This window comes from Flagellimonas sp. B-3 (genome assembly GCF_056857835.1).
Map to the genome: position 1 here is coordinate 240,054 of NZ_JBSXNW010000019.1, position 25,869 is coordinate 265,922.

The window sequence follows — 25,869 nt, forward strand, 5'->3', positions numbered from 1 at the left end:
CATGAATAATATAACATCCCAAGGTTTCAAGGTGAAATGGGACGAAGTCGAAGAAAATCTCCATAGTAAAGGATATGCCTTGGTTCCCGGTTTTTTGGAACCAAACATGTGCAATGCCCTAAAGGAATTATACGATCAAAAAGAAAGATATAGAAAGACGGTGATTATGGAGCGTTATCGTTTTGGTCTGGGAGCGTATAAATATTTTGATTACCCACTGCCCAAGATAATCCAAGACTATAGAAGTGAATTATATCCACATCTTGTGCCCATTGCTAATCTTTGGATGAAAGCTCTGAAAATTGAAAAAACTTTCCCGGAAACCCATCAGGAATTAATTGCACAATGCAAGGAACAAAACCAGTTAAAACCCACTCCCCTTATTTTAAAATACGGTAAGGGAGGTTTCAATACCCTACACCAAGATTTGTACGGGGAAGTCTATTTTCCTATCCAAGCAGTACTTTTTTTGAGTGACCCCAATATAGATTATGAAGGAGGAGAGTTTGTAATGACCCAGCAGACGCCCAGGGCCCAATCAAAGGCTATAGTGTTGAGGCCCCAAAAGGGTGATATGCTATTGTTCACCACCAATTTTAGGCCTGTAAAAGGAAAGAAGGGGTATTATCGGGTCAATATGAAACATGGGGTGAGTGAATTGCATCATGGCGAAAGATATACGTTGGGGATTATTTTTCATGATGCCATCAGTTAAGATGATTTACCACCACGCCAACCTCAATGAAAAAGAAGTAAGAAACTTGATTCGAAAGGGCGAGATCATATTGGCAGGGCATAAAAGGTTGAAAATTTATGGTACCTTTAAGTGTGCTTCGGGCAAACGAATGAAAAAGGAGAACAGAGTTTTCTTCAATACTGAAAGCGAAGCCCGAAAATTGGGATTCAGGCCCTGCGGACATTGTATGAGAGTAACATATAAAGTATGGAAAGATGGATTTGTTCACCAATCAAATAAACCCTGAGAAGAATTGGCTGCCAAAAGATGGTGTGGTCAATTATTATGGTCCAATCATGAAGCATGAAGAAGCCAATCACTATTTTCAACAACTTTTTGATACCATTGCCTGGAAGAAGGATGTTGCCTTGATTTATGGCAAACGGATAGAAACCAAGCGAAAAGTGGCATGGTACGGTGATGAACCTTTTGAATATACCTATTCCAATCACACCAAAAAAGCATTGCCTTGGACTCCAGAACTCTTGGAATTAAAAGCATTGATTGAAAAACGAACCAAAGAGACCTACAATTCTTGTTTGTTGAATTTATATCACTCGGGGGAAGAAGGTATGGCATGGCACAGTGATGCCGAGAAAGATTTGAAGAAAAATGGAGCCATTGCTTCCCTGAGCTTTGGAGCGGAACGAAAGTTTGTTTTTAAGCATAAAGAGTCCAAAGAAAAAGTAGGGTTGACCCTCGATCACGGAAGCCTTTTGGTAATGAAAGGGAGTACCCAATCACATTGGCTGCACCGCTTACCACCAACAAAGTTGGTGAGGACACCGAGAATCAACCTTACGTTTAGAACAATAGTTAGTGTTTAGTTATTGGTCTGCCCCATCTGCCTTTGCCCTGTCAATCGTGTATTGAGCAACTTCTCGTCCTTGGTCTGTGCCCACCGTGGCGTCAAAACTCCAGTGGATACCCCCATAAACCCTTGAAATTGCAGCTTCTTCTGCCCAAGCCCTCATTTGTTCGGCTTCTTCAGGGAAAATATAGGCCAAAACTTCGGATGCTGCTGCAGAGAAAACACTATGCCCAGAGGTATAACTCGGAAAATTAGGCGTTCCTGCAATGGTTTCAAATCCTTCGATCAACTGTATAGGTCTTGGGTAATGATAGTAATATTTGGCGTCCCAGCAACTGATACCGGAATCCATAATGGCCATGTTCATGTAGGCCAAAGTCCGTGTTGTTTGCAATGGGTTCAATTTTTTCTCCACGATCAATTCATTGGCGATATGGTTCCAATGTCCTGGGGGGGTATATGTTCCTAACCCATCTTGCCAAAAATTGGCAATTCTACGGTGTTCCTCTGTCATATTTTTGGCATAATCCTTCAACAGTTCCACATCGTCCAATAATTCTTGGGAGTTCAGACCAGGAGGGGCTATCGGGCGTACACTTTCCACATCGTCAATGCTCCACATGGTCACTTGGCTAAAAAGCGGGGTCAAGCCTACGGGACGTTCTGGAATCTCTAAATTGTCCCAAGCCCATCCAAATCTATCGTAAGCGGCCTGTTTAATGGAATCCGATACGGCTTTTGGTGTCTGTGCGTTCTTCATGCCATCGTTGGAGGCTCGTGTTAATGCCGTTTCCGAAACTGCATCGCCAATAACTGTTCCCGCATTAATGTCACTTGCTACATTTCCTCCCGAAAGCATAAGGCTTTCCAGATGCTCGTCTTCCATTTGCTGGAGGTATTCGGCTTCAAGAGGAAACATGGCTGTTAGGATATTTTTGGATGCCCTGGCAATAACTGCTCCATCTGAAGGGTACGAAGGAATGTCGTTTTCTTCATAAGCGTATTCGATATTTTCATCTACAGCAACAGGAGCGGCTCTATTGTATTGGTATTTATGGTGCCAGGCGGAAATGAGTCCATCAAACTGGGCCACGGACATATACGCCAATGCCCTACATGCATAAGGCGGGTGTGCAAATGGGAATGCTGGTGGACCTTCTGGATTGGCAGGGTTGGGCAAAGTATAGGTGCCATCTGCATTGGGGCCAGGTATTATGTTGTACTTGGCAATGAGTTCCAATGCGATTTCGTTCCATCTTACTGCTGGATTATTGGTCCAATACCTAATGGCCCTTTTTTGGTCGGAAGTTATGTTGGACATAGCTTCTTTTACCTCGTTTAATTCATTTTGATAGGCTTGTGAATCAGTAGCCTCTGGAGCCGGTATCTCAATGGATGCACCGGATTCTTCAAGGACCGGGACCCAATTTCCGCCATCTTCATCGAGTTCGGAATATGCATAGCCCTCGTAAGGGATGTACTGAGGTGTGTCTTTCTCGCAAGAAGCCAAAAGTATAAGGCCAAAGGCTATAAAAAGTATGTATATTTTATTGTTCATCGGTAGTTTCAGTTTGTTTCTTGATTACATTGAATTGATAAGTCAGTCCAAATCCTGTATTACTGAATTTAGGAACGTTTCTTCCGTTGACTACCCGGTTATGGTAGGCAACCACTCCTAAACCTTTGATGGATTTAAAAAAGTACTGTGCGGAGAAGCCTATTCTATCAAACTCAATTTTGTTGGTGGGCTGTGCCGCATTGTAAGCTCGTATGTCGTCCCCACTGGTCGAGGTAAGATCGGTATAACTTAATTCCAGTTTTAAAGAGGTGTCGAAAAGCCATTTGCCAAGAATGGCCTCGTAGGTCCATGCGTTGGGTACGTCCATCCAAGCGGTGTAATAGCTGCCATTGTTGTAGTAATAGTCCCGTTCGGCCTCGGTATAGCCCCGCCAAAGATGTGCAACGGATGCCCTAAAGTAGAATTGGCTGCTCAACTCATACTGACCGATGGCACGCAAAGAAAATTCCGGTGCTCCAGCACCAATGCTATATGGCCTATAATCTGAAAGATAGTTGGTGAAAGGGGTCGAAAATCCCGCTGTTGCAAGGGCAGTAAGTTTTCCGGTTCCTACATCACTATGTATGGCCCGGTATTTTAGGGCGAAGCCAATGTCCTGAAAACCTCTTGCCCCAGCGAACTTTCCCCCGTTGGGTTCTGAAGATTCGGTTTTTACATAAGGCAGGCTTACATAGAAATTAAGGTCGTCAAGAATACCAATGGCCGCCATAGGAAGTACGGTGTTTCGGTCTACAGTGGCTATGGTTTCATTGGATCTTAGGTATGAGCCCTCCCAGTATCGGTCAAAAGTGCCCATATCATAAGAAAAAAGAACGCAAATGTTCTTGGAGGGCATCATAAGGGCATCGGAAGGTGTTTGTGCATCTAATGGGGTGGCTAAAAAAAGAAGTGCCAAGAACCCATAAAGTGCTAAAACCCTATCCTTTTTAAAAGCGTAAAAGCAAAGGCGTTTGTTTAATTTCATAAATTGGAATTGGAAGGTTTATTGAATTGGTTAACTGTTGGTTTTTAATTGATGTATTGATTCTGAAAATTTAGGTGGCTAAAATAATAGGTGCTATAAAGCAGAGGGATTAAGGAGTTCCCAATAATTATTATGGAAAAGGTAAAAGGATTGTGAAAAGGTTAAATTGGATTATAGAAAAGTAAAATGAATGACCAATGTTAGGTGTAAGGCTTAATAAAAGTCAAATAAGAATGCACTTTCCATGACATTACCGTATAATGGAAATCATGGAAGATAAAGATTTGATAACCTTTTAAACCTAAAAAATGGATAGTTTGCATTACTTTGGATGTAATCAAAACAAGTACACAAACTCATGAAAAACATTTTCTTTGTTCTTTTTGCTATCGGAACAGTTCTAAATAGTCAGGCACAGACAATCGACGTCATTTCTTATAATATTAGATACGATAATCCAGATGATGCCCCCAACAATTGGGATAACAGAAAGGAGTTTCTTATTTCACAGCTCAATTTTTACAATCCAGATGTATTCGGTATACAAGAAGGGTTGATTCATCAGGTCAAAGAAATTGATGAAGGTTTGGAGGACTATGCCTATTTCGGAGTAGGCCGCGATTATGGTGATGAGAGAGGGGAACACACGGCCGTTTTCTACAATGCGGAACGGGTTGAGCTCTTGGAAGAATCCACGTTTTGGCTATCCCTTACCCCTGAAAAACCATCAAAAGGATGGGATGCTGCTTTGCCCCGAACTTGCACTTACGGAATTTTTAAAAACAAAAGTGATGGTGTCAAATTTATGGTGTTCAATACGCATTTTGATCATGTCGGGGTAAAGGCACGCGAGGAAAGTTCCAAGCTCATCCTTGAAAAAATCAAGGAGTTGAATACCGAAGGCTACCCAGTAGTGGTTACTGGAGATTTCAACTTGGAAAGCAATAGTCCAGGTGTGCAAGTTATATTGACGGAAATGGCGGATACCCACATTGCTGCTGGTGCGAATGCCTTTGGTCCAGAAGGAACCTTTAATGGGTTTGAGTTCAACAAGCCCGTAAAACGCAGAATAGATTATATTTTCGTTTCTGATGAACTCGAGGTGTTAAAAAGTGCTATTCTCAGTGACTCCAAGGATGCACGCTACCCATCAGACCACCTTCCAGTTTTTGCCCGATTGAAATACTGAGTTCGGTCAATATATCGGGAATTGTTTTTCTTATTCAGAATAAGAATCACCGCTCCTTATTTATACTGATTTTAAGTAATCTCAAAAAACCTAAAAACAATGTTAATTTTTAACAGATGTTTGAGTTTACGGTTCGATTTGTTGCAAGAAATAATTAACTTCAAAGGAATTAATCAACATCATGGCGAAATTTACACTTAACATCAACGGAACAAAACAGGAGGTCGATGTGGACCCGTCTACACCGGTACTCTGGGTTTTAAGAGACCACTTAAACTTGGTTGGAACAAAATACGGATGCGGAATAGCGCAATGCGGCGCCTGCACCATTCATTTAGATGGTACGGCAACAAGAGCTTGTATGCTAACCGTATCATCGGTGGGTAACCAAGAAATAACAACTATTGAAGGATTATCCAAAGAGGGTGATCACCCAGTTCAAAAAGCTTGGTTGGAAGTTGATGTGCCCCAATGCGGGTACTGTCAAGCAGGTCAAATTATGACAGCTTCCGCACTTCTGGAGAAAAATCCAAATCCTACAGACGAAGAAATTGAAATGGCCATGAACGGCAATATCTGCCGTTGTGGAACATACACAAGAATCAAAAAAGCCGTGAAACTAGCGGCCAAATCATAACCCATAAAACTAGGATCATGACACTTGTAAAGACAAAAATAGGACGACGTGCCTTCATTAGGAATACAGGATTGGCCAGTGGTGGACTTGTTATTGGGTTTAGCTGGTTGGCTTCTTGTAAAATGACACCTGAGCAGGTAAATAGCCTGCCCGATGAGTGGTTCGAACTCAACGGTTTTCTCAAAGTAGGGGATAATGGTATGGTGACTATCATGTCGCCCAACCCTGAAATCGGTCAAAACGTTAAAACATCCATGCCCATGATTGTAGCCGAAGAGCTAGACGTGGCTTGGAAAAATGTATTAGTGGAACAAGCACCACTGAACACAGATATTTTCACACGGCAATTGGCCGGTGGTAGTCAGTCCATCAGACAAGGATGGGAAAGTTTACGAATGGCAGGAGCCACTGCAAAACACATGTTGAAAGAAGCAGCCGCACAGGCTTGGGGCGTTTCGGCAGATGAAATTACCACGAAAGATGGTGTGCTGACCCACGAAGCAAGCGGAAATTCCGCAGGCTATGGAGATATGGCGTCCGCTGCAACCGGTATTGAAGTGCCCGAAGAGGTACAGTTAAAAGACAATGGTAACTTCTCTATTATAGGTACGGATAAGAAAAATGTGGATGGTAAAAAGATAGTTACCGGTAAACCACTTTTTGGATTGGATGTGTATAAAGACGGGATGCTTACCGCCATGATCGTGCACCCGCCTGCTTTTGGTATGAAATTCAAGAGCATGAATGCAGAATCGGTAAAGTCCATGCCCGGAATAAAAGATGTTTTTCACTTTGAGGCATATCCCGAAGATGTAGAAAAACAATGGTCGGATGGAGGTGCTATCCCAGAACTGGTCGCCATTGTAGGCAACAGTACATGGGAATGTATGCAGGCCAAGAAAGCATTGAATGTAGAGTGGGAAGAGGTATCTAAATTGGAAAGTACCTCTTACCATGAAGAAGCGCTTGCATCACTTTTGGAAAAACCCCAAGAAGAACCAGCAAGAAAGGATGGAGATGTGGAGGCAGCTTTCAAAAAAGCGGCAAAAATTGTTGAAAGTACCTATTCAGCACCCTATTTGGCCCATAATACCATGGAGCCCATGAACTTTTTTGCGCACGTTACCCCAGAAAAGGCAGAATTGTTGGGTCCAATACAGACTCCTGAATTTTTAGAACAGACATTGGTATCCAGATTAGGTATGCCAGCAGAAAAGATTGATGTAATGATGACCCGTATGGGCGGAGGTTTTGGCCGTCGCTTATATGGAACTTTTGCAGTGGAGGCAGCCACGATTTCCCAAAAAATGAATGCTCCGGTGAAATTGGTGTACTCTAGGGAGGATGATATGACCCAAGGTACCTACCGACCCTCTTACAAAGTAAAATATAAAGCGGGCTTGGACGAGAACGGAAACCTGATTGCTTGGCATGTGCGCGGAGCAGGTACCAACGATGACCTTATCTTTGAAAACCGTTTTCCTGCAGGAGCCGTGGACAACTATTTGGCTGAAAAGCACAGCTTGGAAACCAATGTGACCACTGGAGCATGGAGAGCACCACGTTCCAACTTTATTGCAGGGGCCGAACAAGCCTTTATGGATGAGGTGGCAGAAGCAGCAGGCAAAGACCCATTGGAATTTCGTTTGGAGCTTTTCGATAGAGCCATAAACAATCCTGTGGGCGACCCAGAGAAAAATGATTATGACCCAGAACGTTATGCGGGAGTGCTGAAACTTGTCAAGGAAAAATCCAATTGGGACACCGAAACAGGCGAATCCCGAGGTGTAGCAGCATATTATTGTCATAATTCCTATGTAGCCCAAGTATTGGAATTGGAAAATGGCGGCGGCGATATACCAAGAGTTAGTAAAGTGACCTGTGCCGTGGATTGCGGTATCGTAATTAATCCATTGGCTGCAAAAAACCAGATTGAAGGTGGGATAGTAGATGGTATTGGCCACTCAATGTACAGTGCGTTGACTTTCGAGGAGGGTAAACCAGAGCAATCAAATTTTGATACCTATCGTCTCATGCGCAATTCCGAAGCACCAAAAAATATTGAAGTATTCTTTGTGGACAATGGAATAGACCCAACTGGTTTGGGAGAGCCTTCCTTACCACCTGCCATAGCCGCATTATCCAATGCATTGTACAAAGCAAAAGGAAGACGTTTCTACAAACAACCTTTCATTAATGACAAACCGCCGTTAGTAGGTTAATCACATTGATTTAAATAATAGAGAGAAGCTGGTCAGTAGATGTTTTTTACTGGCCAGCTTTCGTTTACAATTACTTTTATTTTCCTTTTTTTGATGTAAAACATTGATATTCAAAAAAATATACCCAATAAAAAAAATTGTAAAAAAAGTTGCAGTATTGGATTTTTAGTTATGTTTGCCCCATAAATGAGTCCACCGAATATGGACGCATTGCCTATAAGCTTTGAAGACTTTTTTCATGTTCGGGCTTTTGGGGATAAGAAAGTCTACCCAAAAAGCCGTCTTAAGATCAAGACACCGGATATACGGGCTGACTTTCGAAGAGCTATATCATATTGACCGTGATTTTTCACGGACCCCTTACTTTGTACCATATACCATTTTTGAATTTCGTATCTGAGAAGTATATATTTCCAGACCTCCTATTTTATTAATATCTTATAATATAATTACGAAATTTAAATGAAAACGAAATACATCGATTTAATCGAGCAGACCTATGATTTTCCCCAAAAGGAATTTCAGTTGGAAGACAATAAATTACAGTTTCACGGAATAGACCTTTATGGTTTGGTGCAACGCTACGGAACACCTTTAAAATTTACCTATTTGCCCAAAATATCCGAGAATATCCAAAGGGCGAAGGGATGGTTCAACACAGCTATCAAAAATCATAACTATCCAGGCAAATACCATTATTGTTATTGTACCAAAAGCTCACATTTTGAGCATGTTTTGAATGAAGCCCTTAAAAATGACATTCATATTGAGACTTCATCGGCTTTTGATATCAATATTGTTGAGCATTTGAAGCGTGCTGGCAAAATCACAAAAGATACCTATGTGATCTGTAATGGTTTTAAAAGGGATCAATACATCCAAAACATTGCGAAGTTGATTAATGGAGGCCATCGAAACTGCATCCCGATAATTGATAATTACGAGGAAATTAATTTGTTGGGCGAAGTAATTGATGGAAAATTCCAGATCGGAATCCGAATTGCCTCCGAAGAAGAGCCCAAGTTTGAGTTTTATACCTCTAGATTGGGTATCGGCTATAAAAACATAGTGCCTTTTTTCAATCAATCCATAAAACCCAATAAACAAGTTGAGTTGAAGATGCTTCATTTCTTCATCAATACGGGAATACGGGATACGGCATACTACTGGAACGAACTTTTAAAGTGCTTAAAGGTCTACATCAACCTAAAAAAAGTGTGTCCAACATTGGATAGCCTGAACATTGGTGGCGGGTTTCCAATCAAGAACTCCTTGGCCTTTGAATACGATTATGAATATATGGTAGACGAGATTACCCATCAAATTGCCCAGGCATGTGAAGAAGCAGGCGTGGAGCCCCCAAATATTTTCACCGAATTTGGAAGCTTCACCGTTGGGGAGAGTGGTGGAAACATTTACGAGGTACTCTACCAAAAACAACAGAACGATCGTGAAAAGTGGAACATGATCAACTCATCTTTTATAACCACCATGCCAGATTCTTGGGCCATTAGCAAAAGGTTTATTATGCTGGCCATAAACCGTTGGAACGATGAATATGAACGTATTCTTCTGGGAGGACTTACCTGTGATAGCGATGATTATTATAACTCGGAGCAACACATGAATGCCATTTATCTTCCCAAATATAGAAAGGACAAACCCCTTTACATTGGATTTTTCAATACAGGTGCTTACCAAGAAACCATAGGAGGTTTTGGCGGATTGCAACATTGCTTGATTCCCCATCCTAAGCATATTCTCATTGACAAAGATGAGGAGGGGAATATAAAAACATCGGTATTTGCAGAGCAACAAACAGCTGATGAGTTTTTGTCCATATTGGGATACGGAAACTCAAAACCTACTGATGTTATGGTGAAAGCCAATGATTTATCAGTACCAAGCAAAAATTGAAAAAGGAATTATAAAAAAAATGAAAACAGAAAGAACATACGCCGGTATTCCAAAAGAATACGGCACGGCCGAAAAAGCCAAAGTAGTATTGTTGCCAGTACCTTATGATGGTACGAGTACTTGGGGAAAAGGTGCGGACAAAGGTCCCGAAGCCTTTTTGGAAGCCTCGGAAAATATGGAGGTTTACGATATTGAAACGGATAGCGAAGTTTATAAACAAGGGGTTTACTTGGCGGATGCCATAGAAGATTTTGCATCGCCCGAAACCATGGTAGCAGCGGTACACAAAACCGTTAAAGAGTACATCAACCGGAACAAATTGGTGACCATGATAGGAGGGGAGCATTCCATTTCCATTGGGGCCATAAGAGCTTTCAACGAATGTTTTGAAGATTTTACCGTGCTTCAGATTGATGCACATGCCGATTTGCGCAAAGAATATGGAGGCACTAAATACAATCATGCCTGTGCCTTATATGAAGCCAACGAGACCACAAATTTGGTACAAGTAGGTATTCGCAGTATGGATCATGCCGAGACCTTGGTGATGGACAGGGACAAGGTGTTCTTTGCCCACGAAATGGTTTCCGATGATTTTTGGATGGATTCCGCCCTCGATTTAATGACGGACAATGTGTACATCACTTTTGATTTGGATGCTTTCGACCCATCCATATTGCCATCAACCGGAACACCGGAGCCAGGCGGACTCTTGTGGTACGAAACCCTTGAATTTTTACGAAGAGTTTTTAATGAAAAGAATGTTGTTGGTTTCGATATTGTGGAATTGTGTCCAAATGATGTCGATAAATCATCAGATTTCTTGGCAGCAAAGCTCTACTACAAAATGTTGAGCTATAAATTTTCAGAAAACAACGATTTCACGGAATAAAGATTTGAAGCAACTACACAGTCTTCGAAAATTCCAAAAACATAGTAATTACAATGAGTAACAAAGGAGAAATATCACAATTTATACAAAAATACTTTTTGCACTTTAACTCTGCCGCTTTGGTGGATGCGGCCAAAGGCTACGAAGAGCAATTGAACAAGGGGTCCAAAATGTTGGTTTCCTTGGCTGGGGCGATGAGTACGGCCGAATTGGGCAAAATATTTGCGGAAATGATCCGTACTGATAAAGTTCATATTATATCTTGCACAGGGGCCAATCTCGAAGAGGATTTAATGAACCTGGTAGCACACTCCCACTACAAAAGAGTGCCCAACTACAGGGATTTGACCCCACAAGAAGAGTGGGACCTTTTGGAAAAAGGTCTAAACCGAGTAACTGACACCTGCATTCCCGAAGAAGAAGCCTTTAGAAGGCTGCAAAAACACATTTACGACATTTGGAAAGAGGCAGAGGCCAATGGAGAGCGTTATTTTCCGCATGAGTTTATGTACAAACTCCTGCTTTCGGGTGTTTTGGAGCAGTACTACGAAATAGACATAAAGGATTCTTGGATGTATGCGGCAGCAGAAAAAAACTTGCCCATTGTGGTCCCCGGTTGGGAAGATAGCACCATGGGTAACATTTTTGCCAGCTACGTGATCAAAGGCGAACTTAAGGCCAGTACCGTAAAATCCGGTATTGAGTATATGACTTTTTTGGCCGATTGGTATCAGAAAAACTCGGAAAACGGTATTGGGTTCTTCCAAATTGGTGGAGGTATCGCAGGAGATTTCCCTATTTGTGTGGTACCGATGCTCTATCAAGACTTGGAACAGACAGAAACGCCATTTTGGAGCTATTTTTGCCAAATCAGTGATTCCACTACAAGTTACGGGTCATACTCCGGAGCCGTTCCCAACGAGAAAATCACTTGGGGCAAATTGGATATTGACACACCCAAATTTATTGTAGAATCGGATGCGACCATTGTGGCGCCTTTGATTTTTGCTTATCTATTAGACATGTAGCCATGAGAAAAGGACAAATACCAGTTTTAAAACGAGTGATAGTAGACTACAAAAAGTTGGATAAAAACATGCTCAATCTTCTTGTGGAAAAATTTCCCGATGGATACGATGATGATGACATTGTTACCTACCGGAACGCCAATAATGAGGTAGTTGAGTGTGTTGAGGTCCGTACCGAAGACACCGCCTATTTGGTAAAAGTTAGCAAACGTTTGGTGATGGCCATGGAGGATTTTGATGATTCGGACAACGATGATAGCGAAGACTCAGATTTGGATACCGATGAGCTTGAGGCTTCGGAAGAAGAATAATGTTAACTCGAAACACATTTTGCCAAAAAGTGGTCATTTCGAGTGGTTTTTTGAACCTAAGTTCAAAAAAATGTATCGAGAAATAGACCTTGTTCTCGACCTGCCACCGGCAGGCAGGTACTTTTTCCTAAAGGAAAAAATTCGAACTGACTGGTTTTAATCATATTAATAGCTTACCAAAATGGAATCAAAGGCAATGGCTCTGCACTTGGCAGCGAGTATCAATATCCCAGCTTGCAGGAAAGCTTTGGTCAAGGAACTTGTTTATGGTGATAGGGATGAACTTTTTTATTCCGATGCATCACGTTACCTTTATGTCTTCAGATACGGTGTTATATCCTTTTTTGGATACAGTGAGGCGGACATAAGCCAACTTTTGGGCGAAATCAAGCCTTTTGGCAAGGAATGGAAGGAATCCTACATCACTGAAACCATGGATATGGAATTGGTGAACGATCAGGAAGAAGCAATCATTGACCATGATAAGGTAATATTGCCAGAATCCAATGTAGAAGGCATTCGTTTGGCATTGTTGCATTTGTCGCAATCTGTGGCCCTGGATTATTTTGAGGGACTATCGGAAGAGGCCATGAAAGAAACCCGACAGCATACCACATATTTGGAGCAAAAAGGAAAGTTGGACATAGGAGGGAAAAAGTTGAAAAAACATATCGCCAAAGTATTGAACATTAACAATCAAATTTCCGAAAACCTCTATATTTTTGATTCCCACGAAGTAGTTTGGGAAGATTTGGAGCTCGACCGATTGGACAAAGGTTTAAAACAAATCTTTGACCTAAAGGAAAGGTACCGAAATATAAAGGAACAGGGCAATGTGATCAAGGAAAACCTCAGTCTGTTCATGAATATTATGGACCATAGGGAAAGTAGCAGGCTTGAGTGGATTATTATTATCTTGATTTTGGTCGAGGTTGTGGACCTGTTCATTATGCGATTAATTAGTTAAATACATATTTGTTTTGAACGATTTTAAAATTTTGGGCAGCGAAGAATGGTGCCAGTTTGATGATTTGAGAATTCCGGCCATAAAGGCCAGAGTAGATTCCGGAGCAAAAACATCATCCATTCAAGCCAGTAAGATTAAAATTTTTAACAAAGGCCTCGAAGAATGGGTACGTTTTGAGGTAAACCCGGTTCAAGACAATAGAAGTATATCCATCTTGTGTCAGGCCAAGTTGGTCGATGTGCGTAGCGTAAAAAGTTCGCAAGGCATTGCAGAGGAACGTCCCGTAATCAAGACCAATGTAAATATTTCGGGCAATGTCTATGAAATTGAACTTACCCTGGCCAATAGAGACACCATGGAGTATCGAATGTTGCTTGGTCGTGAGGCGATCAATGGACGATATTTGGTAGACCCATCCCAAAGTTTTGTGCAGGGAGATATTTCCGATGAGGACCTTGAGCAAAAGTACCAACCCTTCACTACGGAGAAAAAAGGACTTCGATTGGGGTTGTTGGCCAGTAACCCAAACCTGTACAGCAACAAAAGAATTATTGAGGCAGGCGAGATGCGGGGCCATAAAGTGGTTTTTTTGAATGTGGAGCACGTTTACATGAAATTGGATGCCGCAACTCCCGAGATTAGATACCGTGGCGGAAACATTTTGGATAAGTTCGATGCCGTGATTCCAAGAATTAAACCCGCCGTTACTTTTTACGGTTGTGCTCTTTTAAGGCAGTTTGATACATTGGGGGTGTATTGTTTAAACTCTGCTGACTCCATTGGTAGATCTAGGGACAAGCTTTTTGCATCACAATTGTTCTCCAAAAACGATATTCATATACCCACTACGGGCTTTGCCAAATCCCCGATGGATACCAAAGACCTTATTCGTATGGTAAGTGGAGCCCCGCTCATAATTAAATTGTTGGAGAGCACCCAAGGAAAAGGGGTGGTCTTGGCCGAAACCAATAAAGCGGCGGAGAGTGTGATCAACGCTTTTAAAAGTGTACAGACCAACATTTTGGTACAAGAGTTCATCAAAGAAGCCAACGGGCACGATATTCGTTGTTTTGTAGTGAACGGAAAAGTGGTGGCCTCCATGCAACGTACTGCAGAAAAAGGAGAGTTTAGGGCCAATATCCACCAAGGTGGGGCAGCATCAAAAGTTAAGATAACCCCAGAGGAGCGAAAATTGGCCATTAAATCTGCAAAGGTCTTTAATTTGGATGTTGCAGGGGTTGACCTTATCCGGTCTAACAAAGGCCCCTTGCTTTTGGAGGTGAATTCTTCACCGGGGCTTCAAGGAATTGAAAATACTACGGGAAAGGATATTGCCAATGTGATGATAGAGACTATCGAGAAAAAATTGAAATATAAGCAATAAGGCCACTGATTTTACTCAATTATTTGAAATTCAAATAATTATCTATTTTTAGATATATTTTCCTACACAAGGCTCCAAAAATCCAAATATAAATTGAAAACGGGCATCCGTAAACGGAGAAGCCCCATTGGTTAATTGTACCCCTTCCAAATCAAAGGACAATAGTATGTTTGTTCCAGTTAACGCAAAGCTTTACAGCTTGAGTTAAAACCTTAAGAATAGGATGGGGTGATTATAGGGTACTATGTGTTCTTTACCTAATATCTTATTTATAACAAGGTTTACGTTGCTCCAAGGGGTTTTTGAGGTTGAGCCCCTTGGTTGTAACGGTTTTCTAAGATCAAATTATGTTCCCATAAATTTGACCTACTTTTTCGGAAAGGAGCCGTTTTTACGGCTCCTTTTTATTTGGGAAAGATTTAAAATACGGCAAAGAGTCGAATCATTCACAATTGTTCACATCTTTTAAGAAAACATAAAAACGGCATGGTGTAAGGTTTTGGACAAAAAACCTACTTTTGTAAAGTAACATTTCAGGAAGAAGATTTATGTCAGAACAAGTGGAAAGAATCAAAACATTGATCATTGGATCAGGACCAGCCGGTTATACCGCGGCCATTTATGCCTCTAGGGCAGATTTAAAACCAGTAATGTACACCGGAATGGAGCCCGGTGGGCAATTGACCACTACTACCGAAGTGGATAATTTCCCAGGCTATCCAGAAGGTATCGATGGCCCAACCATGATGATGCAGTTGCAACAGCAGGCAGAAAGGTTTGGTACCGAGGTGAGAATTGGTATGGTAACCGCTGTGGAACTTAGTGATGAGGTTGGTGGAATACATAAAATTACAGTCGACGATTCCACCCAATTGGAAGCTGAAACCGTGATAATCTCAACAGGAGCTTCCGCCAAGTACTTGAATATACCAAGCGAGCAGCGACTAAGGGGCGGTGGAGTATCGGCCTGTGCGGTTTGCGACGGTTTTTTCTATAAAGGTCAGGATGTGGCCATTGTGGGAGCTGGGGATACTGCGGCAGAGGAAGCATCCTATTTAGCCAATATATGCACAAAAGTGACCATGTTGGTTCGTAAAGACTACATGCGGGCTTCCAAAGCCATGCAGCATCGTGTAAATAGTTTGGACAATATTGAAATCCGATACAATACCGAAATAGATGAAGTTTTGGGAGAACAGGTTGTGGAAGGTGTTCGTGTGGTGAACAATCAAACTGGTGAGAAAGAAGAAATACCAGTTACAGGATTGTTTATCGCCATTGGGCATAAACCTAATACCGATATATTTAAGGGACAATTGGATATGGACGAAACAGGCTACATTATTACTCAGCCAAAATCTACCAAAACAAACAAACCAGGTGTTTTTGCCAGTGGCGATGCGCAGGATAAAATATACCGACAGGCGGTTACTGCTGCAGGAACTGGATGTATGGCCGCTTTGGATGCAGAGCGTTACTTGGCTTCGGTAGAGAGCAAAGAAGTATTGGCATCATAAGTAGTAGTTTGTACTAAAAATTTAAAAGGCACTGAAACTTCAGTGCCTTTTTTGTTGATTGTAACTCAATCAATCCGCTTGTAATTTTCTGAAAAAGTTCTGTTGCCATCCGAGTCAACTGTAATTTGGCTGAATGTATTTTCTTTTAAGATGAGCTCAAAAGTGAAGTTTCGCATGGTATCCAGAGCTTTCATCATCTCGTCGTCACCATACTCAATTACCTCGATCAATGAGCTGTCCGTTATTTTGTATGAACCATAGCCAAATCTACCGTTAGGGTCGTCCGGTACATATCGGGTCCACATAATCTTTTCTTTGGAATACATTTTAACCTGTCTGTAACCATCAGATTTTATTATGGTATCTATAACATTTTCTCCGTCATAGTTATAAAAACTTTGTAGTTCCCAAGTACCTTCAATAGTAGGACTGTTGGGTTTTTGTCCATTAAAACTTCCTGTAAGCAAGAAAACAAGAATAATAGTGAAAAGTAAAACTGATTTTTTCATAATGCTCTACTTTTAAAAGTGTTAGAATATTTAAAAGATAGCAATAATTTTTGTAAAAATTAAGAATTTAGACTCAAAATGTTAATATTTTGTCAAGCTAAAGTGCTATGGAGGAGAATTTTTTTACACTAAAAAGTCTGGTAAAAAAACGTATTTTTTAAAAGGTTTGCCAAGGATTTAAAAATTATTGACTGAATGGAGTTAATATTTATGAATTAAACATTTTTTGGATTAAATGTTTGATTTGTAAAAAAAATTAAACAAATTTCGGGTCTATTAACACAAACTTTAGTAATGAGAAACATTTATTTGACAATTATTGCAGTGTTTTCTTGTGTTGCTGCATTTGGTCAGACCGTTACTGGTACAGTGTCCGATACTTCGGGTACACCTTTGCCCGGCGTGACCATTGTGGTAAGTGGCACAAACACCGGAACAACTACAGATTTTGATGGAAACTATTCCATTAGCGCCTCTAGCGGGCAGATCTTGAGATTTTCTTATTTGGGAATGAAACCAAAAGAAGTTACCGTAGGTACTCAAACGACTATCAATGTGTCTTTGGAAGAAGATGCAGAACAATTGGGGGAGGTTGTGGTTACTGCTTTGGGCATTTCGAGGGATAAAAAGTCGCTGGGTTATGCTACACAAGAGGTCGATGGAGATAATTTTAATTTGACCAATGAGCAAAATGTTTTGGGATCCCTTTCCGGACGAGTTGCCGGGGTACAGGTAACTGGAGCTTCCGGGGCTAGTATGGGAGGTACCCAGAAAATCAAAATTAGAGGTGTGAACTCCATTAGTGGAGGAGACCAACCGTTAATTGTTATTGATGGAACCCCAATTTCCAACGCTAATTTCTCTGGGAGTGACCAAGCGGATTATGGAAACCTTGCGCAGGACATCAACCCAGCAGATATTGAATCTGTGAATGTATTGAAAGGGCCAGCTGCTTCTGCATTGTATGGAATCAGGGGGCAGTTCGGGGTTATAATGATTACTACCAAAAAGGGCAAAAAAGGAGTCAAAGACGTTAATGTACAGATTTCATCTTCTGTTTCATTGGAATCCACATATAATTTTATCCCCTTACAAAATATGTACGGGGGCGGTTCCAGTCAGACCTTTAGAGTACTGGATAATGGCCAACCATTTGTAGATATGAGTGTAGATGAAAGTTGGGGGCCTTTAATGGACGGTACTCCTGTTCGCCATGTTTTCAGTTTCTATCCTCAGGATCCTGAATATGGGCAACTTAGGCCATTTGTGCCACAGCCCAACAATGTTAAAGATTATTACAGGACAGGTGCAACCTACAACAATAGTGTGTCCGTTACCGGAGGAAATGAGAATACATCTTTCCGCCTAAGCGCAAATGACACACGTATTGAAGGCGTTGTCCCAAATACATATCTCAATAGAAATAACATTGGTTTGAGTGCAAGTTTAAACTTGAATGAAAAGGTAACTGTTTCCAGCAATATGAACTATGCCAGAAATGAAGGCCAGCGTCCAGGCCAAGGTTCCGAATATGGGGCAAGTTACATGGTACAATGGTTCCAGCGTAATTTGGATATGAATAGATTGAGGGATTATCAATACGATGACGGGACATTTTTACATTGGAACTTGAGCCGTCCAGATTCAGAATCCGGCCAGATTTCTGATTTTGATCCGCTCTATTGGAACAACCCTTATTTTGAAGTTTATGAAAACAACAGCAACGATAGACGAGATCGTTTCTTTGGAGATATAGGCATTTCGTACAAGATTTTACCGGAATTGGAAGTCAGTGGATTCATCCGTTCGGATATGTATACCCAAAACATAGAAAATAGATCGGCTTTTGGCGGTAGGAGAGTTCCTTCCTATTCCGTTGGAAAATATCAGAACAGGGAGTTCAATTACGAATTTTTGGCACAATACAAAAAGTCATGGGGAGATTTTTCTTTTGATGGCAGTATAGGTGGCAATATATATGACCGACGTTATTCGTATCTCTCAATGAGCACGGTCGGCGGACTTTCAACACCAGGCTTCTACAATATTGATGCATCAATAGATAGACCCAATACCACTTCTTATCTTTTGGAAAAACAAATACGTAGCTTGTATAGTTTGGTTTCATTCGGATACGATGGAACTTATTTTATAGATGCATCCATACGAAACGATAATTCGTCCGCATTGCCAGAGGATAATAATTCATATTGGTATCCTTCTTTATCAGGAAGTATTGTTTTTAGTGAATTGTTGAATTGGGAACCGTTGTCGTTCGGTAAGATCAGGGCCAGTTATGCGCAGGCAGGATCAGATTTGAATCCGTATCAGACCAGTACCGTTTATGGTGTGGGAACAGTGTACAATGGCATAAATACACTGTATGTGCCGGACAATTTGAACAATCCCAATATAAAACCTTCTTTTTCAAATTCTTTTGAGGCAGGAATTGAATTGGATTTTTTCAAAAATCGATTGGGCTTTGACTTTACTTATTATGAGCAAAAGAACAAGGATCAGATTATAAGTTTGGATGTTTCAGGAACCAGTGGGTATAATTCCAGTATCATCAATGCAGGTTTGATTCAGAACAATGGTTTTGAACTATCGGTAAATGCCAACCCCATTAGATCCAACTTCTTTTCATGGGATTTTACCTTTAACATCAATAAAAATGAAAGTGAAGTTGTGGAACTCGCACCGGGCATAGATGTTTATACCTACGATTCCACTACCTACTCAAGCGTTACAAGTTATTTGAACTCCTACGAAGGAAAGCCGTTCGGTAGTTTGGTAGGGCAAGCGTATGAAAGGGATGAAGCTACGGGGATGATATTACTTGGTGATGATAACATGCCGTTGTATACCGATGCCACGCACGACTTTGGTTCGGTATTGCCAGATTTTAACGGAGGAATTCAAAATAATTTTAGGATAGGCCAATTCAATATTGCAGCAATGATTGATTTCCAAGGTGGAGGACAGTTCTTCAGTAGATCAAAAATGTTGTCCGTAAGAACAGGCCAAGATGCCTTGACAGTAGCCACAAATGATAACGGTATGAACGTGAGGGATGCCGTTGAAGATGGGGGCGGGGTTAAGGTCACCGGGATTTCTGAATTGACAGGGGAGGAAGTAACAGCATATGTGGACGCCCGTTCCTATTATAGAAATGTGGTCGGTAGAAGAATTTATGAGGAATGGTTGTATGATGCATCCTTTATAAAATTAAGGGAGGTAAGGGTTCAATATAACTTGGGTGATAAGATTATGAATAAATTACCTTTTAAAACAATGAGCCTTTCATTTATAGCGAGAAACCCCTACATGATTTGGCAAAAAGCTCCAAGGGGCATAAACCCATCAGAGATTTCAACAGGGGCCCAGTCCATAAGTTGGTACGAGTCAGGCCAATTACCTTCGGTAAGATCGTATGGTCTTAACCTAAACGTAACATTTTAAAAGGATATAAGATGAAGAAGATATATATAATAGTTTTGTCAGCTTTTTTAGGGGTAAGTTGCAGCGATTTTGATGAGGATATCAATCAGAACCCCAACCTTCCGAATCAGGCATCGGGAACACAGCTTATTGCCCAGGCACAACTTTCACTGCCAGGTTTGAGTTCATCCCCACAAGGAGAATTTATGGCACAGTACTTGGCCGAGACCCAATACGTAGGTGCTTCCCTTTACCCTGAACAGAGTACCAGTTTTTATGGATGGTATTATGGTCCATTGGCAGATTTGGAAGCAGTTTTGAATTCCGAGGAACTCAATGGTAACGATGGGCCCGTAAACAATCAAATTGCGGTGGCCAAGATTCTAAAAGCCTATTATTTTTGGAATATAACCGACCGATGGGGAGATGTTCCCTACAAAGAAGCATTACAGGGAGTTGATAATTTCACCCCAGTGTATGACTTACAGGAATCCATTTATGAAGATTTGTTTGCAGAACTAAAGGAAGCTGTAGATCTAATTGAAAGCGGTAGCATAGCCAATGACATTATTTATAATGGAGACATGGAAAAATGGCGTAAACTGGCGAACTCCATTAGAATGCTTATGGCCCTCCGTCTTTCGGAAGTTGCACCTGCCGTAGCCCAAGCGGAATTCAATGATGCTATGGAAGATGGCGTTTTGGAGTCAAATGACGATAATCTTGTGTTTCAGCATTTGGCAGAAGCCAACAACCAAAACTATTGGTACGGACAAATTGTGAACCAAAATAGGGAATGGTGGGCCCTTACAGAAAATCTGGTTGCAGAAATGCAGCCCGTTGATGACCCCAGACTTCCAGTTTATGGAAACTTGACGAGAAACTCGGGGGAATATATTGGATTGCTTTTCGGTGAAGAGGAGAATATTGGAACAGAAGAATATTCGTTGTTGGGAGATGCTATTTATGCGCAGGACGCCCCTGTTCATTTGCTTACTTATGCCCAAATCCTTTTTGCAATGGCAGAAGCTGCCACTCCTGAAAGAAGTTGGATAGCTGGAGATGCAGCTTCTTATTATGAGATGGCAGTCGAGCAATCCATATTGCAATGGACAGGAAGCACGGACGGTGCAGCAGAATTTTTGGCGCAACCTGGGGTCACCTATGATGATTCTATGGCTATAGAACAAATAGCCACTCAACGTTGGGTTCATTTGTTTATGTTCGGTTATGAAGCTTGGGCCGAATGGAGAAGAACGGGCTTTCCTGATATCATGGTCTCACCGAATGGTGTTGAGGTACCTTTAAGATTAAGTTATCCGGATAACGAAGCCTTTAACAATGAAACCAATTATAATGATGCGGTACAGCGTCAATTTGGAGGAGACGACAGCATTCATAAGCCACTTTGGTGGGATCAATAAATTAACACGTTTATCATAAAAATTAAAGGCCATCCAATTTGGATGGCCTTTATATTTATAGGTTCATACAATATTAAAAAACATTCTCCTTGGTCAGGTACAATAACCCTTCCCCCGTTTCATTTAAAATTCGCTTGGTACGTAGGTAGCGGTTGTAATTGTATGCATCAAAATTTTCGGCGTTTTTATCCATACTACTAATATGGACATTGCCCGCTGAGTGAATGAATTCGTTGTTTCCAATCCACATCCCCACATGGACAACCCGTTCTGGACTTGATTCTGTGGCTTTTCTTCCAAAAAAGAGCAAATCCCCTGGAACGAGCTTGTCAAACTCCTTTGAGTCATCTACCAAAATCCCTTCATGTATCTGTTGAGACGCATCACGAGGTATAATGATCCCATTCATAAAATAAACGGTTTTGGTAAAACCACTGCAATCAACACCTTTTGTAGAAGTCCCTCCCCACAAATATGGTACACCGATCATGGTTTTGGAGGTCTTGACCAAAGCTTCCATGGAAAAGGGCAATGTGGATTTCCAATCCATATAGGGCAATGCCTCTGATTTGGATACAAAAGCATTTCTTCCATCAGGGTATTTTACCTGGTAAAAATTGTCTTCATCTGCCATTAGACTGAAAATGTTTCCGGCTACAACATCAGAAACTACCTCTGAAGTTGCGTCCGCTTTCGAATGGGATTTACCATAAGTGCTTGTATAGATCAATTTTTCTGAAGCTTGCCATGCGTCAAACTCAGCTTTGTTCATTACCTCGATACCGCCGCTATCCACCCATCCCAAGTAGTTGTCCGGGGTTTGTATTTGATACCAGTTTCTTTCTTTTTGATACACATTGATGGGCATTCCCATAGTCCCTTGCGTAACCATTTCGGCCGAATGCGAAGGGTTAGACCTTAAATTGGCCACCGAAAGTTTGATGACACCATAAATTTTACCTTCCAAGTCAGAGGCAGGGAGCACTTCAATACTATCCGAATAAGCAATTTGTTGGGACTCCAATTCTTGATGCAGGGCATCCAGAGCATCGGGAAGATTGGTTTTGCCCGTTAAGGTATATCCTTTGACATTTTCTTTTGATTGAATGTCAAAAAGAGCCACTCGCTTATCCGGGGCATAGGTTTCCCGAACGGAAGAAATCATTTGATCTACCTTATTTGGCTCTGTGCTTTGCTCTGTTTTACAGGCTGAAAAAATAAGGACAACCAACAAAAACAGGTAAACCCTATTATTTTGGAAAGATGGAAACTTCATAAAATAATAATGTTACTTTATTTAATGCTTGCAAAATAACCAATTTATGAGATATAATGATCAACCCAAGAGGGTGTTCAAACAATTGGCCAATTGTAGCACATCCTCTTTTTTATGATAAGCGCTCCATACAAAACGGCTCACAATAGGGCCATTGTCATCAGGATAATTGAAATTGGTAAAAACAAAACCACTTTTGTTTAAAGATGATACCACCTCTGTATTTTGGAATTCAAAAGTGGGATGTCCTTCCATATGGGTGAAAAAGGACGGTGTTTCTAGTATGGATTTAAAATAACGGTAGTTGTCCCTAAGTTTTTCCAAGCGCTCCGAATATATTTCTTTGGCATCCAATAGCGTTGCCATAAAAGCAGGAGATGCAGGGCTTGCCCCTCCATAAAAAGGAGTGGATTCCAACATTTGTATGTCCTCTTTAGCGCCAAAAACAGCCCCTGCCTGTATGCCCAATGCCTTGCCCAACGAACAACAAACCATAAGTTTGGCGGGTTGAAGAGCTTTGAGCATACGATAACAACCATTTCCGTTGTCGCCCACGATTCCGATGCCATGGGAATCGTCTCCGATTAAAATCACCTTATCCAAAGAGAGGTTCCTTAAACTTTTGAAATTTGGAAATTGTTCACCCGAAAAATCAATAGTGTCAAAAAGTACAACGGGCATCAGTTGGTTTTTGGCAATTTCTTTTGATACCAGCTGCTCCAATTCCTCCCAACCTTTGGTTTTAATTATCCTACTGGTGCAAAGTGCGGCATGGGCATATGGTGCGGCAATTACGGTATGTCCTTTCTCTATTAGGGTCTGAACCACCAATTGTGCCGCCAAATAACCGCTGGACATGGTCAAACAACGTTCACTGCCCGCCCAGTTAGCCAAATAATTTTCAGCTTCTTCGTAAACACCCAGTTTTACATTGGATTTTCTGGAAGCACCATAATGCATTCCATACTTGGAGACATTTTTTAAGTACAGCTCCTTGAAAGGGGCGTAGTTTTGTAAACCTAAATAGGAGGTGCCCCCAAAATATAAATGTGGTTTACCATCAATCAATATCTCTCTATCGGGTATACTTTGAATTTGGTAAGCCATTATAGCAGTTCTATTCCGCTTCCTGGTAGTTCAGGAAAAATTACTTTACCGTTTTCCAAAATCTCCACGCCTTTTGCAATATCACCTTTTAGGAGCATGGCACCATCCATGTCCACATAATCAAGCTGGGGCAAAAGTTGGGCAATGGCAGAAATTCCAACGGTAGATTCCGTCATACATCCGACCATGAGTTGCAGCCCCAATTCCTTACCTTTTTTGATCATACGCCTGGCAGGTGTCAATCCTCCACATTTTGTCAATTTAATATTGATACCATGAAAATAAGGGCCACATTGTTCTACATCGCTTTCCACAATGCAGCTTTCATCGGCAATAATGGGAAGTGCGGATTGCTCTTTAACCATGGCCATTCCCTCCCAATTATCGGCCTTCAACGGCTGTTCCAAAAATTCTACCCCCAGTTCTTTTAATAAAGGGGCATTTTTAATAGTTTCTTCTGGACCCCATGCACAATTGGCATCAATTCGAAAAATACTGTTCGTATGTTTTCTGAGTTCGCGTACAATGGCAACATCGTCGGAGGTTCCCAACTTAATTTTGTAAACGGGCCAAGGTTTTTTTTGGAGTTTGGCCACCATTTTCTCGATGGTATCAATACCAATGGTGTAATTGGTGATGGGGTACTTGTCCGTATTGGTGCCCCAAATTTCGTAAAGGGGTTTTCCTTTTAGTTTTCCATAAAGGTCGTTTGCCGCCAAATCCAAGGCGCAAAGGGTAAATTTATGGAGGTTGAGGGACTCTAAATGCTCGTAAAAGTTCTCAGGTGTTTCAAAGGTGTACCCTTCAATTTGATTTCTTACAGCTTCTATTTCGGCCATCATCCCCTCAATGGTTATTTTATAATAGGGGTTGGATGTGGCTTCGCCATAACCTGTTTGCCCATTAAGCGACAAACAAACGATAAGGGTGTCCTGTTCATCCCTGGATTCTCTGGAAATGGTGAAAGTGTGGGCTAGTTGAAGTGTGTACTTTTTTAAAGTTATCTGCATGAGTTTTCCATAATTGCGTCTTGCTAATATAGGGCTTCATACAAACATATTATAAACAAAAGCCCACCTAAAATTAAGCGGGCCTTTGCATATGTAAAGGGAATTGGATTAATATTTACGAACGCTTCCCGAAACGGATTTTTTGGTCTGCACACTTGCCTCGCCTGTATATTTAATATCCGCTCCGCTGCTTGCGTCTGCCACCAAGGATTCCGAAACATTTACGGAAATATCGGCACCACTGCTGGCATCTGCGTTACATCTTTTTACGATCAGGTCTTGTGCTTTAATATCCGAACCGCTACTGGCGTCGGCAAACAGTGCATCTGCCTGACCAGAAACCTTGATGTCGGCACCGCTGCTGGCATCTGCAGATACTTCGCCCGCCACAACCTCTACATGTAGATCGGCACCACTACTAGAGTCAAGTTCAATGTTTTCTGCCTTTATCACATTTTGGGCGATAAGGTCGGCACCACTGGAACTCTCCAATGCCGTAATTTCTGGTAGGGTCACATAAACGTTCTTGGTGGCTCTTCCAATGTTTTCAATGGCATGGATTTTAAGTCTTCCATCCTTAATATCGGTTCCGATAAGGTCAATAATGTTCTCATCTGCCTCTACCGAAATGTTGAAATCGGAGCCTTGCGTTACGAATACATCAATTCCTTCGGAAGCGGATACGATGTCAAAATCCTCTTTTACATCACGGCTTTCTTCTACGATTTCGCCGTTGCCTGTTTTTCCATTGCCGAAGTTCATATCCATCATGCATGAGGATGCAAAGAGAGATAGGAGTGCGGCGATTGCTAATCTTGCTAGTGTTGTCATGATTGTTGTTTTTTTATGCTCAGCTTGGTTGAGTATCTCTCAGCTAGACTGGGCATCTATTATTGATTGATTTATGATTTAGTTGTGATCGATACTGAAATTAATCAGCTTAAATGT

22 protein-coding genes are annotated in these 25,869 nt (G+C 41.4%); 15 read left to right on the forward strand and 7 right to left on the reverse strand.

What is annotated here, in order from left to right; all coding sequences use genetic code 11:
* Position 1 precedes the first annotated feature (1 nt).
* From AC13CS_RS08450 to AC13CS_RS08460, 3 genes are read left to right on the forward strand one after another with little or no spacing between them, the layout of a single operon-like run.
* The gene (locus AC13CS_RS08450; protein ID WP_293164361.1) at positions 2–715 is read left to right on the forward strand and encodes a 2OG-Fe(II) oxygenase; all 714 of its coding nucleotides are present in this window, start codon (positions 2–4) and stop codon (positions 713–715) included.
* A gap of 1 nt (position 716) precedes the next feature.
* The gene (locus AC13CS_RS08455) at positions 717–983 is read left to right on the forward strand and encodes an Ada metal-binding domain-containing protein (protein ID WP_293164358.1); all 267 of its coding nucleotides are present in this window, start codon (positions 717–719) and stop codon (positions 981–983) included.
* The gene (locus AC13CS_RS08460) at positions 952–1,563 is read left to right on the forward strand and encodes an alpha-ketoglutarate-dependent dioxygenase AlkB (RefSeq protein ID WP_293164355.1); all 612 of its coding nucleotides are present in this window, start codon (positions 952–954) and stop codon (positions 1,561–1,563) included. The genes AC13CS_RS08455 and AC13CS_RS08460 overlap by 32 nt, the downstream gene beginning before the upstream one ends.
* On the opposite strand, the gene AC13CS_RS08465 is transcribed toward AC13CS_RS08460, so the two are convergent.
* Both AC13CS_RS08465 and AC13CS_RS08470 read right to left on the reverse strand, forming a co-directional pair.
* Positions 1,564–3,105 (reverse strand): vanadium-dependent haloperoxidase, encoded by a 1,542-nt coding sequence (locus AC13CS_RS08465; protein WP_293164352.1) that lies wholly within the window; start codon positions 3,103–3,105, stop codon positions 1,564–1,566.
* Complete coding sequence (locus AC13CS_RS08470; protein ID WP_163625726.1) at positions 3,095–4,090, reverse strand: transporter family protein; 996 nt, start codon at positions 4,088–4,090, stop codon at positions 3,095–3,097. Before AC13CS_RS08470 ends, AC13CS_RS08465 begins: the two co-directional genes overlap by 11 nt.
* Positions 4,091–4,448: 358 nt before the next feature.
* Here AC13CS_RS08470 and AC13CS_RS08475 point away from each other — a divergent pair, with 358 nt between their 5' ends.
* The 10 genes from AC13CS_RS08475 (at position 4,449) to trxB (ending at position 16,154) form a co-directional block, all read left to right on the forward strand.
* The gene (locus tag AC13CS_RS08475; RefSeq protein WP_293164347.1) at positions 4,449–5,279 is read left to right on the forward strand and encodes an endonuclease/exonuclease/phosphatase family protein; all 831 of its coding nucleotides are present in this window, start codon (positions 4,449–4,451) and stop codon (positions 5,277–5,279) included.
* 181 nt (positions 5,280–5,460) lie between these two features.
* On the forward strand, positions 5,461–5,916 hold the full coding sequence (locus AC13CS_RS08480) for a (2Fe-2S)-binding protein (protein WP_293164345.1): 456 nt from the start codon (positions 5,461–5,463) through the stop codon (positions 5,914–5,916).
* Positions 5,917–5,933: 17 nt separating this feature from the next.
* Positions 5,934–8,138: a molybdopterin cofactor-binding domain-containing protein gene (locus AC13CS_RS08485; RefSeq protein WP_293164343.1), complete on the forward strand. Its 2,205-nt coding sequence runs from the start codon at positions 5,934–5,936 to the stop codon at positions 8,136–8,138.
* Between the two features lie 462 nt (positions 8,139–8,600).
* Positions 8,601–10,055, forward strand: a complete 1,455-nt coding sequence (locus tag AC13CS_RS08490) for an arginine decarboxylase (RefSeq protein ID WP_293164341.1) — start codon at positions 8,601–8,603, stop codon at positions 10,053–10,055.
* A 19-nt stretch (positions 10,056–10,074) separates the two neighbouring features.
* The gene (speB, locus tag AC13CS_RS08495; protein WP_293164338.1) at positions 10,075–10,947 is read left to right on the forward strand and encodes an agmatinase; all 873 of its coding nucleotides are present in this window, start codon (positions 10,075–10,077) and stop codon (positions 10,945–10,947) included.
* Between the two features lie 53 nt (positions 10,948–11,000).
* Positions 11,001–11,975 (forward strand): deoxyhypusine synthase family protein, encoded by a 975-nt coding sequence (locus AC13CS_RS08500; RefSeq protein ID WP_293164335.1) that lies wholly within the window; start codon positions 11,001–11,003, stop codon positions 11,973–11,975.
* 2 nt (positions 11,976–11,977) lie between these two features.
* The gene (locus tag AC13CS_RS08505; protein WP_163625719.1) at positions 11,978–12,286 is read left to right on the forward strand and encodes a hypothetical protein; all 309 of its coding nucleotides are present in this window, start codon (positions 11,978–11,980) and stop codon (positions 12,284–12,286) included.
* A 181-nt stretch (positions 12,287–12,467) separates the two neighbouring features.
* A complete protein-coding gene (locus AC13CS_RS08510) occupies positions 12,468–13,253 on the forward strand; it encodes an RMD1 family protein (RefSeq protein WP_293164332.1) in 786 nt (261 codons plus the stop codon).
* 13 nt (positions 13,254–13,266) lie between these two features.
* Positions 13,267–14,637, forward strand: coding sequence for a 30S ribosomal protein S6--L-glutamate ligase (gene rimK, locus AC13CS_RS08515; RefSeq protein ID WP_293164329.1), 1,371 nt, complete (start codon positions 13,267–13,269; stop codon positions 14,635–14,637).
* Positions 14,638–15,185: 548 nt separating this feature from the next.
* A complete protein-coding gene (trxB, locus tag AC13CS_RS08520; RefSeq protein WP_293164326.1) occupies positions 15,186–16,154 on the forward strand; it encodes a thioredoxin-disulfide reductase in 969 nt (322 codons plus the stop codon).
* A 65-nt stretch (positions 16,155–16,219) separates the two neighbouring features.
* Here trxB and AC13CS_RS08525 read toward each other — a convergent pair whose 3' ends face one another.
* On the reverse strand, positions 16,220–16,663 hold the full coding sequence (locus AC13CS_RS08525; RefSeq protein WP_163625715.1) for a hypothetical protein: 444 nt from the start codon (positions 16,661–16,663) through the stop codon (positions 16,220–16,222).
* Positions 16,664–16,957: 294 nt separating this feature from the next.
* Here AC13CS_RS08525 and AC13CS_RS08530 point away from each other — a divergent pair, with 294 nt between their 5' ends.
* Positions 16,958–20,125, forward strand: a complete 3,168-nt coding sequence (locus AC13CS_RS08530) for a SusC/RagA family TonB-linked outer membrane protein (RefSeq protein WP_293164320.1) — start codon at positions 16,958–16,960, stop codon at positions 20,123–20,125.
* Between the two features lie 11 nt (positions 20,126–20,136).
* Positions 20,137–21,528, forward strand: coding sequence for a SusD/RagB family nutrient-binding outer membrane lipoprotein (locus tag AC13CS_RS08535; protein WP_293164317.1), 1,392 nt, complete (start codon positions 20,137–20,139; stop codon positions 21,526–21,528).
* Positions 21,529–21,601: 73 nt separating this feature from the next.
* Here the strand turns inward: AC13CS_RS08535 and AC13CS_RS08540 are convergent, their stop codons facing one another.
* The 4 genes from AC13CS_RS08540 to AC13CS_RS08555 all read right to left on the reverse strand — a co-directional run bounded on the left by AC13CS_RS08540 (position 21,602) and on the right by AC13CS_RS08555 (position 25,752).
* Positions 21,602–22,804, reverse strand: a complete 1,203-nt coding sequence (locus AC13CS_RS08540; RefSeq protein ID WP_293164314.1) for an SH3 domain-containing protein — start codon at positions 22,802–22,804, stop codon at positions 21,602–21,604.
* A gap of 60 nt (positions 22,805–22,864) precedes the next feature.
* Positions 22,865–23,911, reverse strand: coding sequence for a pyridoxal phosphate-dependent aminotransferase family protein (locus tag AC13CS_RS08545; RefSeq protein ID WP_293164306.1), 1,047 nt, complete (start codon positions 23,909–23,911; stop codon positions 22,865–22,867).
* Entirely contained in the window at positions 23,911–24,921 is a 1,011-nt protein-coding gene (locus AC13CS_RS08550) for a dipeptide epimerase (protein ID WP_293164303.1), read from the reverse strand. The genes AC13CS_RS08545 and AC13CS_RS08550 overlap by 1 nt, the downstream gene beginning before the upstream one ends.
* 108 nt (positions 24,922–25,029) lie before the next feature.
* Complete coding sequence (locus AC13CS_RS08555; protein ID WP_293164300.1) at positions 25,030–25,752, reverse strand: head GIN domain-containing protein; 723 nt, start codon at positions 25,750–25,752, stop codon at positions 25,030–25,032.
* Between the last annotated feature and the right edge of the window lie 117 nt (positions 25,753–25,869).

Excerpts from the sequence above, each read along its gene's own strand:
- AC13CS_RS08450 (WP_293164361.1), top strand. The coding sequence starts at position 2 with ATGAATAATATAACATCCCAAGGTTTCAAGGTGAAATGGGACGAAGTC.
- AC13CS_RS08455 (WP_293164358.1), top strand. The coding sequence starts at position 717 with ATGATTTACCACCACGCCAACCTCAATGAAAAAGAAGTAAGAAACTTG.
- AC13CS_RS08460 (WP_293164355.1), top strand. The coding sequence starts at position 952 with ATGGATTTGTTCACCAATCAAATAAACCCTGAGAAGAATTGGCTGCCA.
- AC13CS_RS08465 (WP_293164352.1), bottom strand. The coding sequence starts at position 3,105 with ATGAACAATAAAATATACATACTTTTTATAGCCTTTGGCCTTATACTT.
- AC13CS_RS08470 (WP_163625726.1), bottom strand. The coding sequence starts at position 4,090 with ATGAAATTAAACAAACGCCTTTGCTTTTACGCTTTTAAAAAGGATAGG.
- AC13CS_RS08475 (WP_293164347.1), top strand. The coding sequence starts at position 4,449 with ATGAAAAACATTTTCTTTGTTCTTTTTGCTATCGGAACAGTTCTAAAT.
- AC13CS_RS08480 (WP_293164345.1), top strand. The coding sequence starts at position 5,461 with ATGGCGAAATTTACACTTAACATCAACGGAACAAAACAGGAGGTCGAT.
- AC13CS_RS08485 (WP_293164343.1), top strand. The coding sequence starts at position 5,934 with ATGACACTTGTAAAGACAAAAATAGGACGACGTGCCTTCATTAGGAAT.
- AC13CS_RS08490 (WP_293164341.1), top strand. The coding sequence starts at position 8,601 with ATGAAAACGAAATACATCGATTTAATCGAGCAGACCTATGATTTTCCC.
- speB (WP_293164338.1), top strand. The coding sequence starts at position 10,075 with ATGAAAACAGAAAGAACATACGCCGGTATTCCAAAAGAATACGGCACG.
- AC13CS_RS08500 (WP_293164335.1), top strand. The coding sequence starts at position 11,001 with ATGAGTAACAAAGGAGAAATATCACAATTTATACAAAAATACTTTTTG.
- AC13CS_RS08505 (WP_163625719.1), top strand. The coding sequence starts at position 11,978 with ATGAGAAAAGGACAAATACCAGTTTTAAAACGAGTGATAGTAGACTAC.
- AC13CS_RS08510 (WP_293164332.1), top strand. The coding sequence starts at position 12,468 with ATGGAATCAAAGGCAATGGCTCTGCACTTGGCAGCGAGTATCAATATC.
- trxB (WP_293164326.1), top strand. The coding sequence starts at position 15,186 with ATGTCAGAACAAGTGGAAAGAATCAAAACATTGATCATTGGATCAGGA.
- AC13CS_RS08525 (WP_163625715.1), bottom strand. The coding sequence starts at position 16,663 with ATGAAAAAATCAGTTTTACTTTTCACTATTATTCTTGTTTTCTTGCTT.
- AC13CS_RS08530 (WP_293164320.1), top strand. The coding sequence starts at position 16,958 with ATGAGAAACATTTATTTGACAATTATTGCAGTGTTTTCTTGTGTTGCT.
- AC13CS_RS08535 (WP_293164317.1), top strand. The coding sequence starts at position 20,137 with ATGAAGAAGATATATATAATAGTTTTGTCAGCTTTTTTAGGGGTAAGT.
- AC13CS_RS08540 (WP_293164314.1), bottom strand. The coding sequence starts at position 22,804 with ATGAAGTTTCCATCTTTCCAAAATAATAGGGTTTACCTGTTTTTGTTG.
- AC13CS_RS08545 (WP_293164306.1), bottom strand. The coding sequence starts at position 23,911 with ATGGCTTACCAAATTCAAAGTATACCCGATAGAGAGATATTGATTGAT.
- AC13CS_RS08550 (WP_293164303.1), bottom strand. The coding sequence starts at position 24,921 with ATGCAGATAACTTTAAAAAAGTACACACTTCAACTAGCCCACACTTTC.
- AC13CS_RS08555 (WP_293164300.1), bottom strand. The coding sequence starts at position 25,752 with ATGACAACACTAGCAAGATTAGCAATCGCCGCACTCCTATCTCTCTTT.